The 22406-nt window shown below is 62.4% G+C and carries 20 protein-coding genes; 3 read left to right on the plus strand and 17 right to left on the minus strand.

All coding sequences use genetic code 11. The features are described 5' to 3' along the window. Positions 1 to 15: 15 nt before the first annotated feature. Positions 16 to 954, minus strand: coding sequence for an alpha/beta hydrolase (locus J3P85_RS10385; protein WP_434705718.1), 939 nt, complete (start codon positions 952 to 954; stop codon positions 16 to 18). Positions 955 to 1151: 197 nt separating this feature from the next. Between J3P85_RS10385 and J3P85_RS10390 the strand changes: the two genes are divergently transcribed. Both J3P85_RS10390 and J3P85_RS10395 read left to right on the plus strand, forming a co-directional pair. Continuing rightward, complete coding sequence (locus J3P85_RS10390) at positions 1152 to 1379, plus strand: hypothetical protein (RefSeq protein WP_434705719.1); 228 nt, start codon at positions 1152 to 1154, stop codon at positions 1377 to 1379. Positions 1380 to 1475: 96 nt separating this feature from the next. Beyond that, entirely contained in the window at positions 1476 to 2018 is a 543-nt protein-coding gene (locus J3P85_RS10395) for a hypothetical protein (protein ID WP_434705720.1), read from the plus strand. Between the two features lie 65 nt (positions 2019 to 2083). Here the strand turns inward: J3P85_RS10395 and J3P85_RS10400 are convergent, their stop codons facing one another. The 16 genes from J3P85_RS10400 to J3P85_RS10475 all read right to left on the minus strand — a co-directional run bounded on the left by J3P85_RS10400 (position 2084) and on the right by J3P85_RS10475 (position 20255). Next, positions 2084 to 2878, minus strand: a complete 795-nt coding sequence (locus tag J3P85_RS10400; RefSeq protein WP_434705721.1) for a carbohydrate deacetylase — start codon at positions 2876 to 2878, stop codon at positions 2084 to 2086. Then, positions 2850 to 4025: a GNAT family N-acetyltransferase gene (locus J3P85_RS10405; protein WP_434705723.1), complete on the minus strand. Its 1176-nt coding sequence runs from the start codon at positions 4023 to 4025 to the stop codon at positions 2850 to 2852. The genes J3P85_RS10400 and J3P85_RS10405 overlap by 29 nt, the downstream gene beginning before the upstream one ends. A gap of 5 nt (positions 4026 to 4030) precedes the next feature. Then, positions 4031 to 4720: an N-acetyltransferase gene (locus J3P85_RS10410; protein WP_434705724.1), complete on the minus strand. Its 690-nt coding sequence runs from the start codon at positions 4718 to 4720 to the stop codon at positions 4031 to 4033. Beyond that, entirely contained in the window at positions 4717 to 6666 is a 1950-nt protein-coding gene (locus J3P85_RS10415; RefSeq protein ID WP_434706348.1) for a hypothetical protein, read from the minus strand. Before J3P85_RS10415 ends, J3P85_RS10410 begins: the two co-directional genes overlap by 4 nt. 263 nt (positions 6667 to 6929) lie before the next feature. Beyond that, positions 6930 to 8234, minus strand: coding sequence for an oligosaccharide flippase family protein (locus J3P85_RS10420; protein ID WP_186708605.1), 1305 nt, complete (start codon positions 8232 to 8234; stop codon positions 6930 to 6932). After that, positions 8231 to 9235, minus strand: a complete 1005-nt coding sequence (locus J3P85_RS10425) for a polysaccharide deacetylase family protein (protein WP_434705725.1) — start codon at positions 9233 to 9235, stop codon at positions 8231 to 8233. Before J3P85_RS10425 ends, J3P85_RS10420 begins: the two co-directional genes overlap by 4 nt. A 12-nt stretch (positions 9236 to 9247) precedes the next feature. Further along, a complete protein-coding gene (locus J3P85_RS10430) occupies positions 9248 to 10384 on the minus strand; it encodes a glycosyltransferase (RefSeq protein ID WP_434705726.1) in 1137 nt (378 codons plus the stop codon). After that, positions 10377 to 11336, minus strand: a complete 960-nt coding sequence (locus J3P85_RS10435; protein WP_434705727.1) for a glycosyltransferase — start codon at positions 11334 to 11336, stop codon at positions 10377 to 10379. The genes J3P85_RS10430 and J3P85_RS10435 overlap by 8 nt, the downstream gene beginning before the upstream one ends. Continuing rightward, entirely contained in the window at positions 11333 to 12703 is a 1371-nt protein-coding gene (locus J3P85_RS10440) for an O-antigen ligase family protein (RefSeq protein ID WP_434705728.1), read from the minus strand. Before J3P85_RS10440 ends, J3P85_RS10435 begins: the two co-directional genes overlap by 4 nt. Beyond that, positions 12700 to 13803, minus strand: coding sequence for a glycosyltransferase family 4 protein (locus J3P85_RS10445; RefSeq protein ID WP_434705729.1), 1104 nt, complete (start codon positions 13801 to 13803; stop codon positions 12700 to 12702). The genes J3P85_RS10440 and J3P85_RS10445 overlap by 4 nt, the downstream gene beginning before the upstream one ends. Continuing rightward, positions 13800 to 15392: a GumC family protein gene (locus tag J3P85_RS10450; protein WP_434705731.1), complete on the minus strand. Its 1593-nt coding sequence runs from the start codon at positions 15390 to 15392 to the stop codon at positions 13800 to 13802. Before J3P85_RS10450 ends, J3P85_RS10445 begins: the two co-directional genes overlap by 4 nt. Before the next feature lie 15 nt (positions 15393 to 15407). Then, positions 15408 to 16430 carry a polysaccharide biosynthesis/export family protein gene (locus J3P85_RS10455; RefSeq protein ID WP_186708624.1) on the minus strand — a complete coding sequence of 341 codons (1023 nt, stop codon included), beginning with the start codon at positions 16428 to 16430 and terminating at the stop codon, positions 15408 to 15410. 20 nt (positions 16431 to 16450) lie between these two features. Next, a complete protein-coding gene (locus J3P85_RS10460; protein ID WP_186708626.1) occupies positions 16451 to 17095 on the minus strand; it encodes a CpsD/CapB family tyrosine-protein kinase in 645 nt (214 codons plus the stop codon). Beyond that, the gene (locus tag J3P85_RS10465; protein WP_434705732.1) at positions 17096 to 17842 is read right to left on the minus strand and encodes a sugar transferase; all 747 of its coding nucleotides are present in this window, start codon (positions 17840 to 17842) and stop codon (positions 17096 to 17098) included. Continuing rightward, on the minus strand, positions 17839 to 18894 hold the full coding sequence (locus J3P85_RS10470) for an NAD-dependent epimerase (RefSeq protein ID WP_434705733.1): 1056 nt from the start codon (positions 18892 to 18894) through the stop codon (positions 17839 to 17841). The genes J3P85_RS10465 and J3P85_RS10470 overlap by 4 nt, the downstream gene beginning before the upstream one ends. Further along, on the minus strand, positions 18891 to 20255 hold the full coding sequence (locus J3P85_RS10475) for a UDP-glucose dehydrogenase family protein (RefSeq protein WP_411385072.1): 1365 nt from the start codon (positions 20253 to 20255) through the stop codon (positions 18891 to 18893). Before J3P85_RS10475 ends, J3P85_RS10470 begins: the two co-directional genes overlap by 4 nt. Positions 20256 to 20630: 375 nt before the next feature. On the opposite strand from J3P85_RS10475, the gene J3P85_RS10480 reads away from it, so the two are divergent. Beyond that, a complete protein-coding gene (locus tag J3P85_RS10480; RefSeq protein WP_434705734.1) occupies positions 20631 to 22328 on the plus strand; it encodes a sulfatase-like hydrolase/transferase in 1698 nt (565 codons plus the stop codon). Positions 22329 to 22406 lie beyond the last annotated feature (78 nt).

Here is a 22406-nt window from a genome sequence, read left to right on the forward strand (position 1 = left end):
GGAGAGTTCAGTGGCTCAACCCGCTTTGGCCGGGGCAGTGGGGATGTTTCCTGCCACAGGCGATGGTGAGCTTTTCATCAGTGCATCCAATGCCTGCCGGTAGTTTTTGCCCGCCAGGCTCATGCTGTTGTTATGCGTCGCCCCAGGCACCAGCAGCAGGCGCTTGGGTTCCCGGGCGGCGTTGAACAGTTGTTCACTGAACCGTGGCGGCACGTAGCGGTCGGCGGCGCCATGGACAACCAGCAGCGGCATGTTGATCTCGCCGATCTTGTCGATGGAGTCGAACTTCTGCGACAACAGCCAGCGCACCGGCAGGGAGGTATTCGCCATCGCGGTAGCGACATCGCCCAAGGACGTAAAGGTGGATTCGATGACCAGGCCCCGGACCCGGGCTTTGCCATCCTTCGCCACCTGCTGGCCGAGTTGCGCAGCGAGGTCCACCGCGACGGCGCCCCCCAGGGAATGGCCATAGATCAGCCGCAGGCTTGGGTCCGGTTGCAAGACTTCGAGACGCTCCCAGGCGATGCGTGCATCTTCATAGACGCTGGCCTCCGACGGCAGCTCCCCGTGGCTTTTGCCAAAGCCACGGTAGTCGATGGCCAGTACCGAATAGCCCAGCGCCCGCAGTTGTTGAATACGGAACAGTTGGCCAGTCAAATTCCAGCGTACGCCGTGCAAATACAAAATGGCCGGCGCGTTCTTGCGTTCGACCGGCCACCACCAGCCGTGGATATTTTCCCCGGCCTTGAAGCTTTTGGGCTTGAGGTCGAGTTCCTGCACGCCACTGGGCAACCCACTGAACCAGCGTGCGGTACCGGGCTCGATGCGAAAGACCAGTTCTCGCTCTTTGTGCTGCAACACTGCACAGCCCACCGGCAGTCCAACCACCATCGCGGCCATGAAAGACCAGGCCAGCCAGCGCTTCTTAGCGCGTGAGAGTGAAAATGAAGGCATCGAGGCGGTTCGCTACTCGGGACGAAAGCTGCCTTGTAGCAGATTCTTCTCAGAGCGCGCAGGGATTTCGGACGGTGTGCCTCTGGCGAGGGAGTGAGTCCCGGGTCTTTCTCCAAAGCGTGGCTGCAACCCGATCGAACTCTCACCGTTTCGCCCCACTCGAAAATTCAACATCCATCGATATCGAGGACGAAGCCATGACGACAAAGCCTTCCAAAGGACAGACCCAGCCAGGCAACAGTACGCAGGCGCAAGATGCGAGCGGCGAACCGGTGCCGGTGGTGCAGCGCGATGTACATCGCCCTGAACCGGCGACTGACCAGGTAGATAAGACGATCACGCCCGAGTCGATCAAGAGCCACGAGCAGGACGCCGAGAAATTGCAGGACAAGGTCAGGGAAGTGGAGAAAAAGCTCGACCGATAAAAAGTGGTTGTCATTCGTCAGAAGCGTGCCTTGTGGCCCTGGAAATTACTCAAACCCTGTGCCTTACTGCCTTTTCCTTAGGGGGAGGGCAACGCGATGCGACGTAGAAGCGCACAGTATTGGCTTTGGGTGAACAGCCGGTTGCCGGCGCGCAACCACGAAGAGATCCTGGAGGACGGTACCCAGGTCGAGGTTCAAGCAAGAATCAATCAGCAGGGCATGGCGCAAGTCTTCGTCTGTGTTTATCGTCCGAACGGCTCCGTTTGGGTCGAAGAATTCTACGACCGCACCTTGCATGAGCCGCTGGCCCAGGCGTTGGCATGGGGCCTGGACCGGGCGCGGGAGATCGTCGCCGGTACGGCGTGTTTCAAGGCACCCCACAAGATCCAGGCGACCCTCGGCCCGTTGATCCAGGACGAATGTGCCCTGGCCCTGCGGCGCATGGACATGAGCGAGGAAGAGCGGCGCAGTCTCAAGGCGCGGGATGCGTGGGCCGAATACCTCAACGCCAAGGAAGCGATGTTGGCGCTGATGCGTTCACCCCGGGTGGATGCCAATGTCTGGGAGGCGCAGAAGCGCCGGTTGCGTGAGGCCATCGATCGCCGTGCCTCGCTGGCGCGGCTGTGCCTCGGTGCTTGAACACGGTAGTTGAAACAACGAATGAGCTGTGGCGAGGGCCCTCGCCATAGGTCTACGCGTCCCTGTCAGTGCCCGTCCCCATGCTCAACCAGCTTCAACACCCGCGTGGTCCGGTCATGCGCGACCTTGGGCACGCCCGCCAGGCGCTTGTGCAGTACGTGGGTCAACGAGTCTCCTGGCATCAGGCTGGCATCGCCAAAATCCCCGTCCAATTGCAGCGGATGAACAATGACTTCGAGCGAGCCGTGTTGCGGCGGCGCGGCGTGGTCCAGGTCGGCTGGCGTGCAGACGTAATCCGCTGTCGCCCCGCACAGGCTGCGCAAGCGCCGGTTGAGCAGGGTCTTGAAAATGCGCTTGGGCAGGTTCAAGTTCACCCCCAGGTTGCGCGCCAGGCGCATGGGCACGCCTTGCCGGGCGGCGAAGCGGGCCACCAGTTCGCCGATGGGCCAGATATTGTGCACGTGTTGATGAGAGTCGAGGTGGCTGGGGCTCAGGCCGTGATCCAGACAGTGTTGCCATTGCGCATGGAGCTCGTCTTCTACCGCCGCCAAGTCCTTAGTACCCAGGCGCAGGCAATACCGCGACAGGTTCAGGTCGAACTGGCCATTGGCGTCGCAAAAAAGCCGGCGCGATGCGATTGCCTGGCCCAGCGGCGGGCCGTAGCTGAGATTGAAGTGCAGGCCGACGTGGCCGTTGAGCAGCGGTTGCCGGGCCCATTCACAGGCTTGCTCGAAACCCGGCATGTTGGCCATGGCCGAGGCGGAACTGATCACGCCGGTCTCGAAGGCCCGCAGGATCAATGCGTTTGCGCTGAGGCTGAGCCCGAAGTCGTCAGCGTTGATGATCGCTCGGCGAGGCATGGGTGTTCTCCTGGGGCTTGGTGGAAGACGATGACGTCGCCGCGGTTGGTTTCGTCTTGCGCTTGCCAAGCCATGGTTTCAGGCTCTTCCAAAGCCGCAAGGCGAAACCCAGGAGCAAACCATCAGGCTGCCAGGAATAAAAACTCCAACGCCAGTGTTCCAGCAGGCCGGTCATGCGCTCGTGCAATTGATGGTTGGAGTTATTGAGACTGACCCGCGACGCATCGATCCAGCGCCAGTTTTCGTCCAGCCCCCAGCGGATCCACTCTTCAAGCAATACCCGGCCGCTGCCCAGGTCGGCATGCTGCGGCAGGAACGCCAGGTTGTAATCGTACAGCCGGCCCTGGTCCAGCAGGCCGAGGCGATAGCTGATGCACTCGCCGTTCAGCTCCAGCAGCACCACCCGCACCAGGCCTTGGGCGGCGAGGGCGGTGAAGGCGTGGTTCATCCATTGCTGGCGCCTGGAGTCGGCGAAAATGCCGACACCTTCCTCGCCTTTCCAACTGACCGCCTCGACGTCGGCGAGGGTCCGCAGCAATTGCCCCATGCTGATGGCATCCGGTGTCACCCGGCGGATCTCGGCGCCACAGGCGGCGATCCGCTTGCGCGCCCGGCGCAATTTGTAGCGTGGATCGCCGGATATCTCTTGACGGTCACTGTCATTGATCAAATGCACCGGAACCCGGCAACTGAGCCGCCGTTCTCCGGTTGAACTCAGCGCCATCCAGGCGCTGAGGACGCTTTGCTCACCGATCGGCTCGATCACTTCATTCAATTGCAGCAACGCGTGAGGCAAGTGCTGACGGATCTGCATCAGCGCCTGACCCATGTCTTCGGCGTCCAGGCGCGCCAGCAGGGCGATGCGGTCGGTCATTGGAAAACCCAAGTGATGCAACACTCGGAACCGCAGTCCGCCGATACGTTCACGTCCTGATATCAGGGGCAGGCAAAGGCACAAGGCCTGGTCTTGCCAACCCAGCAGTACATGCAACTGCTGCTCGGGCAACAGGGCGAATTCCGCCGCTTGCAGCCAGGCCAGGCTGTTGAACGGTGTTGCGTCGGCCACCTGGGTCAGCAGCTGTTCATAAGCTGATACAGGAAAATCCGCTGCGCCCAGGGAGCGACACCATTGGAACCGGATCGCCATGGGGATCAGGCCGCCGACGTCGAGGCAGCCGGCTGGGCCGGTTTACGGAACGCGTCCAGTGCCGTGCCGGCGTAAGACGTATTGCGCAGGAACCGCCAAAGACCGAACAAACGGTAGAGGTGGGTGATCTGCCCGCGCTCCTGGAAGCCCATGCGGATGTGCATCTTGATCGCCTGGATGTTTTGCAGATCGCAGACATCGACCATCGTGCTGCAACCCTGGTCCGCCATGACTTTCCACACCTCCAACTGCATGTCCGCCGAGATACTGGTCCCCCAGTATTGACGAATCGCCTCGCCACCGAACTGAAAGTATTCGCCAGGCTTGATCGGAAAGTTGCAGCGGTAGAAATGGCGGTCGAAATAGTCCCGTGTACTGGCCCAGGCGAAGCCCACGCTGTCGCCCTGATCATCCAGGTACATCAAGCCGGTGTAGCCTTCGGCCGCCAACTCGCGCATGGTTTCGACGCGGTCGCCGAAGTACCGGGCAAAAGCATCGGCATTGGCGACCGTGATGAACTCCAGGCGCATCGGTGGGTAGGGCTTGAGGTTATGGGGGGGGAGCGGGGTCCGTATGTCATGCTCCAACCACACCAGTCGGGTGTGGGCAAATACGTAGCGTCTGCACAGCTGCTTTAGAACGGCGCGCAGACCTTTTTTCTGGATGCGATCACGCAATGTTTGCAGAGCGTTCATGGTGCCTCCTGACGGGTGGCAGGGTTGGGGGGAAGGGGAGCTGTCCAACTGAGGGCGAACACGGTTTCCCCTGGCAGGAGGAACCCGACCTGGCCGGCCTTGCACTCAAGCGCAGCGCTGTGGCTGCGGTTGTCCGGGCCGAAATACATCAAGGTCATGCCTGGCTGAGGGCAGGCCGTGCCGTCGAGGCTGACCTGATGGGCTCGCGTGCTTTTGTTCACACCCAGCAGATTGCGTTGTTTTCCGGTGGCCATGGCCAGTACGTCGACTTCAAACGCGTCGTTGTCCAGGCGCAGCACCTGGTCGAGCCAGTGCTGTTGGATGAACTGCTGGGCCAGGCCCACGGGCTTGAGCTCGAAGCGCTGGTCGTCCAGCACCCGCACCATGCCTTTGGGGTATTCAGGTTCGTCGGCGAGCATGAACCAGTTGAGCATGTCGAGCCAACCATCCGCGGAGGCGTTGATTGCCACCGACGTCCACCACAAGGCGGCGTAGTGGGTTTCCTGGTCGTAAGGGCTCAGGCTCGAGCCGCTGGACATGTTGGTCTGGTCCAACAGCAACGCCTTGCGGGGCCGGCCTTGGCTGTCCAGCCCCACCAGGTTGGCGGCCTGACGGACGCTGTCGCGGTAGACCCGGGTGGCCAGCAGGTCGCGGATCATCCATTCGTGCCAGGCCAAGGCGTCGATCTGGTCGTCGGACGTCGCGAGCAGGCGCCGTGCCCAGTCGATCCCGCGCTTGTCTGCCGCATTGTCGGTGAAGGGGCCGTTGGTGAACCGGGAACTGGCGGGTATGGCGATGCGGACGCCGGCGCGTGCGTTGGCAGGGTCGGCGCGGACGTGGGCCGCCATGCTCTGGAACAGTTGCTGGAAACTGGCGAAGTCTGGGTAGTTCAGGTTTGGCTCATCGGCAAAGCTGAGGTAATGGATGCCGTTGCCGCCCGAAGCCCGGGTCGACATGAGCCAGGCTTGCAAACCGCTGAGACTGGTCCGGTCGGCCTGCAGATCTGCCCGGCGCTGGGTAGCGGCCAGCAGGGTGATGTCCTGGCTGATGCCGAAGCGGCCCTGATACAAACGTCGGAAGGCGTCTTCATGATTGACCTTGGCCGCCATGACATCGACAAAACTGTAGAGGCTTGCCGCCTGGGGTTTGAGCGCATCGAGCATCGCGTAGCTGGAGGGCGGCAGTAATTCGTAGGGCAGGTATATGCCCAGTTTAGGGGTCGTGCCGAGCGCCTCGTCGTGGAGCGTCAGGTGGGTCTGCCCCGGGGCCTGGCGCACCGGCTGCAAGTGCGCCGGGTCCTGGGCGAACAGGTTGGCCGTGCCGTCCAGCCATAACGCCAGCTTGCCATTGCCCTGCACGTGCACGCGCCAGACTTGTTCAACATCCGTCACCGGCAGGGCCACTTGGTCGAACTGCCAATAGGCGCGGTACGGCTTGAGGTTCAGTTGCAGCTGTTTGCCATCGGCGACGCGCCGGGCTTGCAATGCCCGCGCGCCGCCGTGGAACTTGCCTGCCAGCACCGCCTGTTCGCCGGCCGCCACTTTGAAATACAGCTCGTCGCCATCGTGGGCTTCAGCACTGAAATGCACCTTGGCCGGAGCGAACAGGGCACGGGTGCGGGCGTCGTGTTCGACGCTATAGCGCCGGAAACTGTAGCCGGGAATCTCCAACCGATAACTGGCGGCGCCGGGCAGCAAGGGCCATTGTTGCTCTCCGCGCACCTGGTCGGCCTTGACCAGGCGTTCGCCCGCCAAGCGCCCGTGGCCGTCGAGCAGATACACGTGTTCGGCATTGGCCTCGGCTTGCCAGGCGGGCACCCAGCGTACGGTGACAGCATCCGGACGGTCGGTTTGCAGGTACAGGCTGCCGTCACGGATACCGGTCCACTGCATGGACGCGGCTTGGGCCGAGGTGGCCAAAAGCAGGAAACACAGGCAACCGCTCATTTTGAGCATGCGCTGCACTGGCCTCATCGCGAGCAAGCTCGCTCCCACAGTTGATTTGTGGTGGTCATGAAAATCGTGCTCGGCGCCAGGTTTTTGTGGGAGCGAGCCTGCTCGCGATGGCGCCGTCACACGCAACATCAGCGCCAACTGATCCACCGATTTCGCGAGCAGGCTCGCTCCCACAAGGGATTTGTGGTGCTTACACATACCGGACCCTGTGGGAGCGAGCTTGCTCGCGATGGCGGTTTTGCTGGCGACGGTGCTCACGCGGATTTCCCCAACAGCATCTGGCGCATCGGCAGCAAATCGCTGGGCAGGATAATCAGGGTCTGCCACGGCGCCACGCCGCTCAGGCGGCAATACATCACCAGCATGGCAACGGTTACGCCCAAGTAGGCGATGGACGAAGCGGCGGCGGCGCCGACGATGCCGTAGCTCGGAATCAGGATCAGGTTCAGCGCCAGATTCAATAGCGCCCCCACGCCCATCAGCAACGAAACGCTACCGGGGCGGCCCTTGCCCAGCAGGTCCAGGCGCAGGATGCTCGCGTAGCACAACCCGAACACCCCAGGCAGCAGCGCCAGCAGGGCCGGGTACGCCGGTTGATAGGCGATGCCGAACATGGTGACGATCAGCCATTCGCCGACCAGTACCATGCCCAGGCAGGCGGCGAGCATGGCCGTGGCGGTGAGGCGCAAGGCCAGCGGGGTCAGGCGCTTCATGTCTGTGTCTTGCTGCAGCAGGCGTTTCATCAGTGGCGTGGTGACCGCTTCCGGCACGATATGCAGCAGTTCAGCCGCGGCGCTGGCCATGGCGTAGTGTCCCAGCGCCGTGCTGCCCAGCAGTGCACCGATGAACAGGTAATCCGAGCGCATCATCAGTTGCTGGAACAAAAGGTCCGGATGACTGCGGACACCGTAACGCAGCAGTTCGTTCTGGCCGGTGCGATCCCAGCGCAGCGTGAATGCATGATCTCGGCGCAACCACATCCAGCCCGCCAATACGACCAGGCTCAGGCCCGCCAGCCAGCTGATCAGCGCCGCTTCCAGCGCCGTGTCTTTCCACATCCAGAACAGCGCCACGAACAGCAACAGCGGGACCAGGGATTCCATCAGCCGCAAGGCATTGAACACACCGACGCCGCCGGAGGCGTTGTGCAGCGTCAGGAGGCCGCTCTTTAGTACCGCCAGCGGCACGGCCAGCAACAGCAGCCAGGCCAGCAGCCCCAGTTGCAGGGTGATGTCCAGTTCGGCGCCGAACCCGCGCACCAGCGCCACCACCAGCAGCGTCAGCAACCCCGCCAGCAGGCAGCCGAAGACCAGCACGTGGCTGAGCAACAGGCTCATCGAGCGATGCTGCGCCGCCTGATAACCCACGGCGGAATTCAGGCCTCCACTGGTGGTGGCGCTGATCAGGTCCGGCAGGGTGCTCAGCAGTGCCAACAGCCCGCGTTCACTGGGCCCCAGGATCCGTGCCAGCAACACGTTGCGCAGCAGGCGCAGGCCGATCATCGCCAGGCTCGTGCCCATGCTCAACACCAAAAGCCTGATGTAATGTGCGCGATTCATGACCGGGCTCCTTGGCGAATGCGCCAGGCCAACAATTCAGGGTGGCAGGCGTTGCGCTGGCTGACGCCGAAACGCGGCAGGTTCAAAGGGTCGCCATCGTTGCGATACAGCCCGGCCTCGGTGCCCAGGGCGAAGGCAAAACCGTGGGCCGCCACCTGTTGGCGCACGCGAGCGTCGTTATCGCCGTTGGGGTAGCAATACACCGGCAAAGGTTGGGCGCAGCCGTTTTCCAGGGCTGTCCAACTGCGGGTCAGTTCTTCATGCAGGCGCTGGTCGTCCAGCCCGGTCAGGATCGCGTGGCTGGCGCCATGGGGGCCGAAGCGGACCAGGCCGGAATCTTCGAGCAGGCGCACCTGGGGCCAATCCAGCGCTTGGGGTTGCGAGCCGTGCGGGCAGGCTTGCGTGAGGTCGCTCAAGGTGCGTGGATCGAGGGTCTTGAGGCTTTGCAGATAATGCAGCAGCGCCAGGCTGCGGCGCTCATCGTCGATATCATCGAGCAGCACCGGCAACGGCCGCCCGACGTGTTGCAACTGCTCGATCAGCGAATGCCGGGCCACCTGTCCGTGGCTGCCCCACAGGGTTTCGCCGATGCTTTCCCACCAGAAGTGCTGGCGACTGCCGACGAAGTCGGTGGACAGGAAAATACTCGCCGGCACCTGGTATTGGCGCAGCAACGGGAAGGCATTCATGGCGTTGTCGCGCCAGCCGTCGTCGAAGGTCAGGGCCACCCGTGGGCGATTCGGGACACTCTCAGGGTCGGCCAGCAGCAAGCTCATCAGCGGCACACATTCGAAATGCCGTTGCAGCCAGATCAGCAAATGTTCAAACGCATCGGGCCCCACGCACAGCTCGTTGCGATGGGGCAATTCGGCGGCGCGGTCGTTGTTCAACACGCGATGCAACATCAGGATCACGCCGGCGCCACGCAGTGGGTGGCGGCCCAGGGACGTGTTCAGGTACAGCCAGCCGCCGGTGCGCTTGAAGACGTGTTTGATCGACATCGGCCCTTCTCCTTAGCGATTCTGCTCGGGGTTCCATTGGCTGTAGCGCTGGCCCCGCAGGAACTGCCACAGCCCGATGCTCATGCCCGCCAGTGTCACCAGTACGAACGCCGCCAGGCGAAAGGGCCGGGGCAACCGGTGGCCAGCGTCCATCAAGCCGATCAGTGCCATGGCGTAGCCGAGCAACTGCGCCACCAGGCTCAGGCGATAGAACGGATGGTCGTCCCACAGCCAGGCGTTGCTCAGCAACAGCGGCAAGAGCAACACTGGCGCCAGGCGGCGGATCAATTTGTGGCTGATCAACCCGATGGCGTAGAGGCCGTGACGCAGCGGGTTAAGTAGCTCCCGGCGCTGGGCCAGGCTCTGCAACCCACCGACGGTGACTCGCTGGCGGCGGCGAAACTGCTTGTCGGCTTCGTCCACGCCCTGGTCGGTCACCCGGGCCCGGGGTACGTAGACAATGGACTTGCCGGCGGCCGGCGCGCAGGTGCTGAGGAAAAAGTCATCGTTGACTTGCGCCGGTATCGGTTGGAACAAAACCCTGCGTAAAGCCAACAGGGCACCGTCGGCCGAGACCATGCAATCGGTGCGGCTCTCCACCCGCCGCAACCAGCCTTCGTAATGGCGATACAGGCTATCGCCCAGGCTCAGGCCCTTGCCCGGCACGGGAATCTCCATATGGCCGGCACAGGCGCCAACCTCAGGATCCCCTAGCGGTGCCAGCAGATGGCCGAGGGTGTCGGGAAACCATTGATTGTCGGCATCGGTGAACACCAGGATGTCGCCGTTGCTGTGGGCCACGCCGGTATTGAGGGCGGCGGCCTTGCCCTGGCGTGGCAGGTCGAGCACGGTAATCCGCGGGTCGACGACGTTGCGCGCGCAGGCCACCGTGTCGTCCGTGGAACCGTCGCTGGCAAGGATGATTTGCAGCGAGCGCGCCGGGTAATCCTGGGCCAGCAGCGTGCGCAATTTCGCTTCGATGTGCCGCGCCTCGTTATGGGCAGCAATGATGATGCTGACGTCCATGGGCACTGCGGTGATGTAGCGGCGTACCGGAAACAGCGGAGTGAGCAAGGTCAACAGCACGGGGTAGCCGAGGTAGGCGTACACCGGCAGCAACAGGCAAGACCAATACAGATATTCAGCCACGGGCAGGTCTCCTGACGTTCCGTTGGAAAAGATTGAGCAGCAGCGCGGCACCGGTCAGGTGCAGGCGCACCCCGTGCAAGGTCCACAGTTGCAAGGTCAGGCGCGGGTCGCGTTGGCTCTGGCGCAAGCTCAGGACCAAGGCCGGCAATGTGCTGATGAACAACAGCATCAGCCCCAGGCGCGCCTGGCCCTGAAGCAGGGCGATCAGTGCCAGCAAATCCATGCCCCAGGTGCCAATGGACAGCGCGGGAAACCGCAGCAGGCGCAGGCTCGGCCCGTGGCTGCGCAACAACTGCCAGTGACTGCCCTGGCGCCACAGCTCCTTGCTCATCCATTCGCGCCAGCTGCCTTCATAGCCCCAGTGCAGGGCCACGCTTTCGTTGACCAGCAACAACTGCGCACCGGCTTGACGCAGGCGCAGGGAGAAATCCTTGTCTTCACCCGTGCGCAGGGTCTCGTCGAAACCGTCGACCCGTTCGAACCAGGCGCGACGCATCAACAGATTGGCGCTGGGTAACCATTGCACGCGATGCAAGGGGCGGGAGCCCGGACGCTGACTGCGGCGCTGCCAAGCCTGTGCGAACCACGGCGCTTGGCCGGGCGTGTCCAGGTCAAGCCCCAGCACATCGCCCTGGCGGCCTTCCATTTCGAGCAGTGACTTGAGCCAGTCGGCCGGCATTTCCATGTCGGCGTCGATGAACGCCAGCCATTCCCCACTGGCGACCGCCGCGCCACGGTTGCGCAGGGCGCCGATGTGCACGCCAGGTACGATCAACACCCGCGCGCCCAGCTCGTTGGCGATGCGCGGGCCATGGTCGTCGGAGCCGTTGTCCACCACGATCAACTCGCAATCCAGCCGCGCCTGGCGAGCCGCTTCCTGCGCCGCCAGCAGTGTGCGGCCGATGTGCCGGGCCTCGTTGTACATCGGGATAATGATGCTTACGCGGCTCATGAACGGGCCTCCTGCGGCTCGGCCTGTTCGGCGTCGTAGCGCAAAATGCTGGTCAAGGCGAGCATGATCCACAGCAACTTGTGGTTCGGCGCGCTGAGGAACATCAGGAACAACGCCAGCGACAGGAAACTCATGCCCAAGTGCGTCAGCAGGTCCGCCTGGGCCCAGTCCCGGCGCTGGAGCCAGAGTTGGCGCGCGCGCATCAGGTTATAGAGGCCCAGCCCAATCGTAGCGACAAACATCAAGCCGCCTGGCACGCCGATTTCGCTGAAGATTTCCAGGTAGGTGTTATGGGCCTGGCGGTACAGATCGCCCATTTTGCGATTGGCCGAGAATGCCTTCGCGTAGCCGGTGGGGGCGTAGTGCTGCGGAAACGTCCCGGGGCCGGAACCGAGAATCGGGTTTTCTCGGATCATCTGGCTGCCCACCACAATGTAGGAGGCGCGACGACCCAAGGAACCGTCCTTGTGGGCATTGGTGCCGGAACTGAGGATGCTCAACGACTGGATGCGCGCCACGTAGCCAGCCGGCATCACGGCGACTGTCACCGGAACCATGAGTGCCAGGCCGAGCATCGCGAACCCCAGGTGCCGAGGACGTATGCGAGGTAGCTGCGCCCGATAGTGATACAAGCCGATCATTAAACTGAGCAACAGCACAACCAGCCCTGAACGCGATTCGGTCTTGGTCATCCCGCCCAACAACAGGATGAAAGCGCCGCCCCAGAACAACCGATGCAACAGGTTCTGGCTGCGTATGGCCAACAACAATGCCAGGGGTACGGTAAACGCAATCAACAGCGCAAAGGCGTTCGGGTCTTCCAGCAAACCCGAGGCGCGGCCCTGATCCTGATACCGGGCTGAAAACATCGCGAGCACGCAGGCCGTGGCGACGCTCACCGTCATCAGCCGGGCGAACATATCCAGGTTCAGCTCGCGGCCGATCAGCAGCGCGATCACGAACAGAATCAGCCCTACGGCGAGTTCACGCAGATGCGTCAGGGATACGCCGATGTTTTCCGAGATCAACAGGCTCAGGCCATACAACGCCATGAAGCCGAGCAACGGCTTCCAGATATTGCTGCGCAGGCGCGTCCCAGGGATCTGGTGCAAGGCCAACTGCAGCATCAGGATCAGGATCAGCGCCACGCCGAGGAATTTGCTGCCGGAAAACGCGTTGTCCTTGAACAGGCCTTCGAACGGCAGCAGCGCGGCAATGCCTAGCAAACCCCAGCTGGGCTTGCGGTACAGCATGGCGACGCCCACCAGGCCAAACACTGCGCCCGGTGCCAGGAACGGATAAGGACTGGCCAGCAATGCCAGGCAGACCAGCCCCAGCAGACTGACGATCGAGAGCGGGACGATCATGGCCGAGCCTCCCGTGCCGTGCGGATATAGAGTTGTGACCAGCGTTCGGCCAGCGTGCGCAGGTCGTAGCGGTCGCGTTGGGTGCACCGCGCGTTGTCGGCGAGGATCTGCGCCAGGGGTGGTTCGCTGAACAGCGTTTCGATCTGGCGGGCCAGCGCCTCGCTGTCGGCCGGTGTAGCGAGCAGGCCGTTGTGGCGGTCTTGCAGGATATCGGGAATGCCGCCGACGCCGAACGCCACCACCGGCACGCCGGCCTGCATGGCCTCGAGCAGGATCATCGGCGTGCCTTCGGTGCGTGAACTGATCACCAGCGCATCGAGGCGGCTCCACCAGCCGTTCATGTCTGTCTGATAACCAGGCAGTTCGATGCGCGTGGGCAGCCCGGCATCGGTGATGCGTTTGAGCAAGGACTGGCGTTCCGGGCCGTCGCCGAGCATCACCGCGTGCAGCGACGCATGGCGCTGGCACAGCGGGATCATCGCGTCGAGGAACAGGTCCGGGCCCTTCTCGCTGCTCAACCGACCGACGTAGCCGACCCGCCAGCGCTGCCTGTCGGCGTGGTGGGGCAGCGGCGTCGTGACGGCGGGCAGGCCGTTGGGGATCACATCGAGTTTTTCCGCCCGCACGCTGGCCTGGCGGTGCAGCGCCGCGATGCTTTCGGCCACGCAAACCACACGCTTGACCGGCGCGGTACGGCACAGTTGCAGGCTCAGCCACGTATAGAACCGCTGCTTTGGACTGCGCGGCGTGAAGCCGTGCTGGGTAATCACCAGCGGCAGGCGCAGCATCGTGGCCGCCGACCAGCCGAACAACAGACCCTTGAAGTTGTGGGTATTGATCAGTGGTCGCTCGGCGCGCCGTTGCCGCAAATGTTGCAACAACTCGGCCCAACTGGCGCAGTGGTGGCAATCGACTCCGGCCTGGCGGAACCGCGTGATCAAGGTCGGCGGCGCCGCCAGAAACACCACTTGGTGCTGGCCGGGTGTCGCCAGGCAATGATCGAGCAGCATCCGCTCGGCCCCATAGAAGCCACCGCTGTCGAGCAAATGAATGATCGACAAGGGGCTGTCATGGCGGGACGGGCCGAACGGCGCGTTCAATTTCTCACCCAATGGACAAGGCTGGGCAGGCTCCAGTTGCGGTGCGGATTGATCTGCTCGGGTGACTGCTCGTTGATCACCAGCAAGACCGGCAGATCCAGTTGCTGGCTGATTTGCGCTGGGTGCTTGAAGCGATGATCGAAGAACTCACGCACATAGACCAGGGCGATCGCCAGCAGCAGGCCGCTGAACATGCCGAAGACAATGATCAGCATCGGCTTGGGAAAGGCCGCGGCGGTGGGTTCGAACGGCGGGCTCAGGACCCGGGCGTTGGACAGGTCGTTGTCCAGCGAACGCGCGGTGCTGGCCTCGGCGAAGCGTTGGGCATAAGTCGAGAAGGCCGCATGCAGGGCGTTGATCTCGGTGTCCATCTGCCGCAGCTTGCTCTGGGTTTCCTGCAACTGGTGGATGCGTTCCTTGAAGGCTGCGATGCGTTCGACTTTCTGGTTGATCACCGAGCTGACCACCGCCAGGTCGGTGGTGCGTTCCTGGATGCGGTTGTTCACCACTTTGAGGAATTGCTGGCGCGTGCGCACGATTTGCTCCCGGGCCAGCAGCATCGGTTCGCTGCTGGGCTGGAAGATCGCCAGGTCGTTCATGTAGCGGCTCACCTGGCTGGTCAATTGCTCGCCCATTTGCCGGATTTCCCGGTCTTCGAAGGCAATGTTGTCCACGGTGGTGGTGAAGGTGAACGGGAAGGTGTAGTCGTTGAACCGCGAGCTGTTCGCCGCCGTCAGGCTGGTCTTGAGGTAATCGAGCCAGCGTTGGCTTTGCAGCAGGCGATCCCGGTACAGGTTCAGGGCCTGCTCCTCGGTGTTGATCGCATTCAAGCGGAACGTGATTTCTTCCTTGGGATCGGAAGAGCCGACGCCTTCAAGCAGCGTCAGGCGGTTGCCTTCCAAGCCGTCAAGGCGCGTCTGGTATTGGGCTTTCTTCTGCTCGTAGAAAGTCTGCGGCAGTTCGATCGACTGCAGGTCCTGGCGGTTGCTGAGGTAGTTCTGCAGCAGTTGCGCCACGAACCGGGTGCCTTGGGCCGGGTCGCCGAAACTGTAGACAATGGAGATGACGTTCGAGCCGGGCAGCGTCTCGATCTTCAGGTTTTCGATGGCCTCGTCGGTCAGGGTATCGAGCACGGTGTCGCGCACCGGATCGACCTCAAGCCCCAGGCCATCGCGCAGCGGATTGACGACGTACTCGCGCAGGGGCTGGGTGATGTAGCGCTTGAGCGGTTCGCTCACCCATTTGTTGAGAATGCCGGGGCTTGGGGTGTATTCACCCTGTTCACGCAGGACACTGATGGTCTGCCGGATCAGCGCCGGCGAGCGCAAGATATTGCTCTCGGTTTCCATGTCCGCCAGGGACGGCGGGATGAAGGTGGCGTTTTCCTGGTTCAGCGACGTGGTGGCGTCGCCCTGGGAGAGTTTTTTCGACTGGACGATCACCTGGGCGGTGATGTCGAAGCTCTGCTTGAGCATCAACGGCAGCACCAGGGCGATCAGGGCGAAAATCAGGAAGACGCGCTTCACCCACTGCTTGTTGGCAAAGAAGATCCTGAAGAACTCGTGCAGATAGTTTTCCTTGGGGTTCATGATCATTCACCTGGGTCAGTTGCCGCTGCTGTCGTTGTCGAGGTCGTAGCCGAAGCTGACGCCAACGCCCTGGAACAGCACCACGTCGGCCAGTTGCCTGGCCATTTCACCGGCTTTGGCCAAGCCGGTCTTGGGCACATACAGCATGTCTTCCGGTTGCAGGTAGGCGATCTGCGAGGCGTCACCGCTCAGGGCCTTCTCCACGTCGTAGTGGCGGGCTTCAACCTGATTGCCGTTGCGACGCATGATCACCACCGAGTCGAGCCTGGCCTTGACGTTGGTGCCACGAGCCAGGGTCAGGGCCTCGAGGACCGAGATCGGCCGGCGGATCGGGTAGGAACCCGGCTGCGCCACTTCGCCGAGGACATAGATCTCGTTGCCGGCGGTGGACTTGAGCAGCACATCCACCGTCATGTGGCCGGGCAACTGTGCGTAGCGCTCGTTGAGGAAGGTTTCCAGTTGGGTGACGGTCATGCCTTGCAACGGCACCGAGCCGATTTCCGGGAAGCTGGCGTAGCCATCCCGGCCCACGATGATTTCCCGGCTCATGCCCGTGGCCGGGTGGGTCAGGGTGTTGCGCAAGTTCGTCTCGCCGGACAGCGGGCTCGTCACCAGAACGGTCAATTGGTTGCGGTTGGGTTGGAACAGCATCTTCTGGTTGTAGGCGCGCTGCACCGCCAGGCGGGCTTCGTCGGTGGTCAGGCCGGCGACTTTCACCGAGGTGTTGGCGCCCGGCAGTTCGATGCTGCCGTCGGGCATCACCTGTTGCGTGCCGTTGAGCTGGCTGGCGGCGGTGAAGTTCAAGGCAACCTGATCGCCAGGTTGCACTCGATAAGCCTGGGACGAGGTGGTGTCGATGTGAAAAATTACATCCAGCACATCCTGGGGCCTCAGGGTTTGTTCGACCCTGGGCATGTCCGTGGCCTGAGCGTTGGCCGGCGCGGCCGTGAGGATCTGCACCGGCATCGAGCGGGTATCGGTGGTGCTGGAGCAACCGGCAAGCGGCAGCAACAACAGGACAAGCATCTTGGCGTTCATCTCGTCATCCTTTTGCAGGCTTACAGGTTGTTGTAGAGCCACTTGGGCATGTAGTACTTGCGGCGGTTGAACACGCTGCCGACCACTTTCGCGCCGGCTTGGGACAGGCGCTGGCGGGTGGCCTGGGCCACTTCCCAGCGGGTGTCTTCACCGCGCACCACCAGCACCACGCCATCCACCTGGGTGCTGAGCACCAGGGTGTCGCTGGCCGAATACACCGCGTCGCCGTCGATCACCACAAAGCGGTATTGCGCCGCCAGTTGCCTGAACAGCGGGCGCAGCCGCTCGGGGCTCAGGTGGTCGGCATTACGGCCGAGGCGACCGTGGGGCAGCACGTCGAAGGGCAGGCTGGACGCCTGCACCACGCAATCCTGCAACAGGGGTGGGGCAAGGCTGTTGAACAGCAGGTCGGTGAAGCCGCGCTCCTTGTGCAACGACAGCTGTTGGCTGAGGTTGCGCGGTGACTGGCTGGCATCCACCAACAGGACGCGACCGTTGCTCATCTGCGCCAGTTGCGCGGCGAGCGCCATGGCGCTGGTGCTGGTGCCAGTGCCGGTGTTGGCGGACGTCAAGAGCAGGATCCGCAGGGAAGGGTCGAGCACGGTCGAGGTCAGGTTGGTCTCGCTCGGGCTGGCTATGGTCAGGATATTCGTTGAACCGTCCATTTAACTCGCTCCGTGGCCGCTGAAAACTTTGAAGGGGGTTAGCATCAGGATCTTCAAATCCAGCCACAGGCTTTGTTCAGCGATATAGCTGAGGTCCAATTCCACGCGCTGGTCGAAGTCGATATTGCTGCGCCCGGAGATCTGCCACAGGCCGGTCATGCCGGGGTAGATGCTCAGGCGCACAAGATGGTTGTCCTTGTAGCGATAGGCGTTGAACGAGGTCGGCCGCGGGCCCACCAGGCGCATGTCGCCGGTCACTACGTTGATCAGGTTCGGCAGTTCGTCGAGGCTGCTGCGACGCAGGAATCGGCCGATGGGCGTGATGCGCGGGTCGTTGTCGATCTTGAAATCGATGGCCTCGGCGCCGTGTTTGTTGAGGTGGCGCAGCGACTCCTTGAGGGCCTCGGCGTCGGCGACCATGGTGCGGAACTTGTACATGCCGAACACCCGCCCGCGATAACCGGTGCGCTTCTGAATAAACAGCACCGGGCCCGGGCTGGAAAATTTGACCAGCAGTGCCAGGCCCAGCAACAGCGGGCAGAACATCACCAGGATCGCCAGTGCGCCGAGGCAGGCCAGCACACGGTTGGTGCGCGAGACCGTCCAGGGCCGGCCGCCGTCGCGGCCGGTCAACCATCCACGGCCCTGGCGGTGGATGGCCGCGTCCAGGCGCCTGCGGTGGTCGGGATCGATGCGTTTGTCACGCACGGGGGCATTGATCTCGATGGCTTGTTCATGTCGGGTCATAGACTCCTCCGCTGAGGTTGGGCCGCGAGCGGCGCGTGGGCAGGCAGTGGGTAGTAATCGAGGAACCACTGGATGAAACGACCCAGGCCGTCGTCCAGTGCGATGCACGGCCGGAAGCCGGTGGCCCGCGCCAGGTCGCTGGCATCGGCGCAGGTGTTGAGCACATCGCCGGCTTGCAGGGGCAGCAGCTCGATGCGGGCGGTTCGTCCCAGGTGTTTTTCCAGCAGCGCGACGTAGGTGCGCAGCGCCACCGGGTGCTGGCCGCCGATGTTGTAGACCCGCCAGGGCGCGCGGCTGGTGGCCGGGTCTGGTTGTTCGTGATCCAGCAAGGGCGTGACCTGGGGCGCACGGTCGATCAGGCGGGCGATGCTTTCGACGATGTCGTCGATGTAGGTGAAATCCCGCTGGTGCTCGCCGTGGTTGAACAGTTGCAGCACCTGGTCTTCGGCGATGGCGCGGGCAAACTGGATCGGCGACATGTCCGGCCGGCCCCAAGGGCCGTACACCGTAAAGAACCGCAGGCCGGTGCAGGGAATGCCAAACAGGTGGCTGTAGCTGTGGGCCATCAGCTCGTTGGCTTTTTTACTTGCCGCATACAGCGATAACGGGTGGTCGACGTTGTCCTGGACTGAATAAGGAATGCGCGTGTTGGCGCCGTACACCGAGCTCGAGGAGGCGTAGATCAAGTGCTTGACGGGATACCGGCGGCAGTTTTCCAGGATGTTCAGGAACCCGGTGATGTTGCTGTCGACATAGGCCTGGGGGTTTTCCAGGGAGTAGCGCACGCCGGCCTGGGCCGCGAGGTGAATCACCACGTCCGGGCGCCGGGTTTGGAACAGTTCATCGATGGCCGGCGCGTCGGCCAGGTCGAGCCGCGCCAAGGGGAAGCTGCCGACCTGGCCGTTCACCCAGGCCATGCGGTCGTGCTTGAGTTGCGGGTCGTAGTAGTCGTTGAAATTGTCCAGCCCACACACGCGATGACCGTCGCGCAGCAACCGCAGCACGACGTGGGCACCGATGAAACCGGCTGCGCCGGTGACCAGGATGTTCATGCTTGCGGCCCTGGCGCCGGGGTGCCGGGCACGGTGTGTCGCAGCCCGATACCGCGATACAACAGCCCGGCGGCGGCCAGGTGTTCGGGGTTGTACAGGTTGCGGCCATCGATGATCACCCGGGCGCGCAACTTGCTGGCCAGCAGGTCGAAATCCACCACGCGAAAGTTCTTCCACTCAGTGCAAATCACCAGGGCATCGGCGTCTTCCAGGGTGTCATCGCGGGTCGCGCAGAGGTTGAGGTCTTTGCGATAGCCGTAGAGGCGACGGCATTCGGACATGGCTTCCGGGTCGTAGGCCTGGACCCGTGCGCCTTCACGCCACAGGGCTTCCATCAGGTAGCGGCTGGGGGCTTCGCGCATGTCATCGGTGTTGGGCTTGAACGCCAGGCCCCAGATGGCAATCGACTTGCCGGCCAGGCCATCCTGGAACTGCTTGGCCAGTTTTTCGAAGAGGATGTGCCGCTGGCTGTCGTTGACGTCGGTGACGCTGCGCAGCAGGCGCAGTGGCATGCCGCTTTGTTCGGCGGTGTGGAGCAGGGCCCGCAGGTCCTTGGGAAAGCACGAACCACCGAAACCGCAGCCGGGGTAGATGAAGTGATATCCGATGCGCGGGTCCGAGCCGATGCCTTTGCGCACCGCTTCGATGTCGGCACCCAGCCGTTCGGTGAGGTTGGCCAGTTCGTTCATGAAACTGATGCGGGTGGCGAGCATGGCGTTGGCGGCGTACTTGGTCAGTTCGGCGCTGCGGTTGTCCATGAACATCAGTTTTTCGTGGTTGCGGCAGAAGGGCGCGTAGAGCTCCGTCATCTGGTCGCGGGCCACTGGATCGGCGGTGCCGACGATGATCCGGTCCGGACGCATGCAATCGGCCAGGGCGCTGCCTTCCTTGAGAAACTCGGGATTGGACACGACGCGTACGTTCAGCTGTTTCAGGCCGCGCCGGGCCAATGCCTGGCGGGCGCATTCGGCCACCTTGTCGGCGGTACCCACCGGCACCGTGGACTTGATGACCAGGGTGCGGTCGCTGTCCATGAAATCAGCGATTTGCCGGGTGACCGCCAGCACATGGCTCAGGTCGGCCGAGCCGTCTTCATCGGCGGGCGTGCCGACGGCGATGAAGATCAACTCGCCATGATTGACCGCGTCGCTGGCCTGGGAACTGAACGACAAGCGTCCGGCCTTGATGTTGTCTTCGAGCAGATTGGACAGTCCCGGCTCGCTGATGGTTGGCACAGCCTGTTGCAGTTGCCGGATCTTGTTCGGGTCGATGTCGATGCACAAAACGCGGTGTCCGACGTCAGCCATTGCAGCCGCCTGGATCAGCCCGACATACCCCGTACCAAATACGCTCACGTCCATTTTTGGCGCGCCTCGCAAACCGAATGATGTAACTCGGATGAAACTGTTTAGAGGGGTATAGCGCAGCTTCAGAAAAGCGTGTCAGCAAAATGACAGTTGTCAGTGTTGGCAATTCATGTGAAATCGGGCCTTTTGATATCAAGTCATTGACTGTTCTAGCAAAGTGGCTGTTTTACTGGGGATTGCCGGCATTTAACAAAGCGATAAACGGTCGTTATCCATAGATTTTTATATTTTGTTACCTATTTTCGTGTCGTTTTTGGGGTAACTTTTTTTTGACGCGTGTTGTGGGGGATGTTTCTTGCGCTTTGAAAACCGGCTGCTAACGTGCAGGAACGAAGCGCTTTCGACACCGCGATCCGGTCGAGGAAAAACATGGCCCGCTACCTCAAGGAATTGCTGCTGTTTTTGTACCTGCTCAAGGGGTACGACGCTTACCTCGAGCGTCTCGACGCGTTGGGCCTGGGCTTGGCGACCGTGCTGTTCGGCGCCATGTTCGTGGTGTTGGTGCTGGCGCTGTGGATGAGCGCCTACATTCGCCAGACGTTGGTGAGGCATGTGTTTGCCTTGGCGTTGTTCGTGTCAGCGGTATTTTTCGAGGTGTACACCCAGGTCACGGACAGTTACCTGACCTACAGCCAGTTCGTTTCGCTGGTGTACTCGGGAGGGTTTATCCAGGAGGCGGCCTATCAGTACCGCGAGGTGATCATCAACGCGGTGATCGGTGGCTTGTTACTGTTGTTCGGCATCGCTCTCAAGCCTCGACGAACGCTGCGAGTGCCCGGTTATCTGCCTGTGGTCGCGCCCGTGCTGGGGGTGATGTTGCTCAGTGGTGTGTTGTTCGTGCGGGCGGGCGAAGGGGCGCGCGGCCTGCCGGTGATGTACACGCCGTTGGCCTATTTGAACCTCTTGGCCTATGAGTCCTTGCACAGCACGATCGGTCCCCGGGAGCCGGTCACCCTGACGCGGCGATCATCCGTGATCGATCAGGACATAGTGCTGATCATCGACGAAAGCGTCGGCGGCAATTACCTGGATATCAACACCCCGTTTGGCGTGCGCAGCGGCCTGAAGACACCGCCCGAGGGCGTGGATATGTTCAATTTCGGCTACGCGGCGTCCATAGCCAATTGCAGCGCCGACACCAATGTCACGTTGCGCTACGGGGGGACGCGGACCGACTACATACGCATCAACAGCACTCGGCCGTCGATCTGGCAGTACGCCAAAAAGGCCGGCTTGCGTACCGTCTACATCGACGCCCAGCGCACCGGTGGCAACTTGCAGAACCTGATGACCGAATTGGAAAAACAGGACATCGATGAATTCGTCCAATTCGACCAGACCCGCGTGCGCGACCGCGACATGGCGGCGGCGGCGAAGTTGATCGAACTGCTGGACGATCACCAGGCTGAACTGGTGGTGATCAACAAGGTGGGGGCGCATTTCCCGGTACACGACAAATACCCCGACGACTTCATAAATTACCGCCCGGCCTTGCCGCGCGGGCAGTTCCAGGAAGTGGCCGATACCGGCAGCCGCGACGGCTTCGATGGGCAGAAAGATGACTGGTTGCTGTACCGCAACGCGTACCAGAACACTTTGCTGTGGAACGTTGGCGAGTTCTTCAAGCGAGTCTTCCAGCAAGCCGATTTGAGCCGAGCGGTGCTGATCTACACCTCCGACCATGGCCAGGATCTGCACGAGCGTGGCAATCCTGGGCTCAACACTCATTGCGGTGGCGACCCGATGCCTGAAGAGGGGTTGGTGCCGTTGGTGGTGATCCAGGGTCGCCAATTCAATAGTCTTGATTGGCGTGGCGCCTGGGCGCGGAACAAGGATCGTTCGAGCCACTACAACATCTTTCCGACGCTGTTGCAGTTGATGGGGTATGACCCGGTTGGGGTTGAATCGGTTTATGGCAGGTCGTTGAGCCAGCCGACGGATGATGAGTTTACGTTCAACTATCGTTTCAATGCGCGGTTGGGGGCGAAACCGGCTTGGAAGCATATTGACCTGGACCATATCGTGACGCCGGCTGCTGGCCAGGCCGAAATGGCGGCGGGGCATTGATTGAAGGCCCCTATGCGCTGGGCTCTTTGTGGGAGCGAGCTTGCTCGCGATGTCGGAGGGTCAGTTTGCGATGATGTT

Source organism: Pseudomonas sp. Z1-12 (assembly GCF_051132015.1).
Taxonomy (GTDB): Bacteria; Pseudomonadota; Gammaproteobacteria; order Pseudomonadales; family Pseudomonadaceae; genus Aquipseudomonas; species Aquipseudomonas zanjanensis.

What these genes read in the sequence shown, in the direction of transcription:
- J3P85_RS10385 (WP_434705718.1), bottom strand. Translation starts at nt 954, where the DNA reads ATGCCTTCATTTTCACTCTCACGCGCTAAGAAGCGCTGGCTGGCCTGG.
- J3P85_RS10390 (WP_434705719.1), top strand. Translation starts at nt 1,152, where the DNA reads ATGACGACAAAGCCTTCCAAAGGACAGACCCAGCCAGGCAACAGTACG.
- J3P85_RS10395 (WP_434705720.1), top strand. Translation starts at nt 1,476, where the DNA reads ATGCGACGTAGAAGCGCACAGTATTGGCTTTGGGTGAACAGCCGGTTG.
- J3P85_RS10400 (WP_434705721.1), bottom strand. Translation starts at nt 2,878, where the DNA reads ATGCCTCGCCGAGCGATCATCAACGCTGACGACTTCGGGCTCAGCCTC.
- J3P85_RS10405 (WP_434705723.1), bottom strand. Translation starts at nt 4,025, where the DNA reads ATGGCGATCCGGTTCCAATGGTGTCGCTCCCTGGGCGCAGCGGATTTT.
- J3P85_RS10410 (WP_434705724.1), bottom strand. Translation starts at nt 4,720, where the DNA reads ATGAACGCTCTGCAAACATTGCGTGATCGCATCCAGAAAAAAGGTCTG.
- J3P85_RS10415 (WP_434706348.1), bottom strand. Translation starts at nt 6,666, where the DNA reads ATGAGCGGTTGCCTGTGTTTCCTGCTTTTGGCCACCTCGGCCCAAGCC.
- J3P85_RS10420 (WP_186708605.1), bottom strand. Translation starts at nt 8,234, where the DNA reads ATGAATCGCGCACATTACATCAGGCTTTTGGTGTTGAGCATGGGCACG.
- J3P85_RS10425 (WP_434705725.1), bottom strand. Translation starts at nt 9,235, where the DNA reads ATGTCGATCAAACACGTCTTCAAGCGCACCGGCGGCTGGCTGTACCTG.
- J3P85_RS10435 (WP_434705727.1), bottom strand. Translation starts at nt 11,336, where the DNA reads ATGAGCCGCGTAAGCATCATTATCCCGATGTACAACGAGGCCCGGCAC.
- J3P85_RS10440 (WP_434705728.1), bottom strand. Translation starts at nt 12,703, where the DNA reads ATGATCGTCCCGCTCTCGATCGTCAGTCTGCTGGGGCTGGTCTGCCTG.
- J3P85_RS10450 (WP_434705731.1), bottom strand. Translation starts at nt 15,392, where the DNA reads ATGAACCCCAAGGAAAACTATCTGCACGAGTTCTTCAGGATCTTCTTT.
- J3P85_RS10455 (WP_186708624.1), bottom strand. Translation starts at nt 16,430, where the DNA reads ATGAACGCCAAGATGCTTGTCCTGTTGTTGCTGCCGCTTGCCGGTTGC.
- J3P85_RS10460 (WP_186708626.1), bottom strand. Translation starts at nt 17,095, where the DNA reads ATGGACGGTTCAACGAATATCCTGACCATAGCCAGCCCGAGCGAGACC.
- J3P85_RS10465 (WP_434705732.1), bottom strand. Translation starts at nt 17,842, where the DNA reads ATGACCCGACATGAACAAGCCATCGAGATCAATGCCCCCGTGCGTGAC.
- J3P85_RS10470 (WP_434705733.1), bottom strand. Translation starts at nt 18,894, where the DNA reads ATGAACATCCTGGTCACCGGCGCAGCCGGTTTCATCGGTGCCCACGTC.
- J3P85_RS10475 (WP_411385072.1), bottom strand. Translation starts at nt 20,255, where the DNA reads ATGGACGTGAGCGTATTTGGTACGGGGTATGTCGGGCTGATCCAGGCG.
- J3P85_RS10480 (WP_434705734.1), top strand. Translation starts at nt 20,631, where the DNA reads ATGGCCCGCTACCTCAAGGAATTGCTGCTGTTTTTGTACCTGCTCAAG.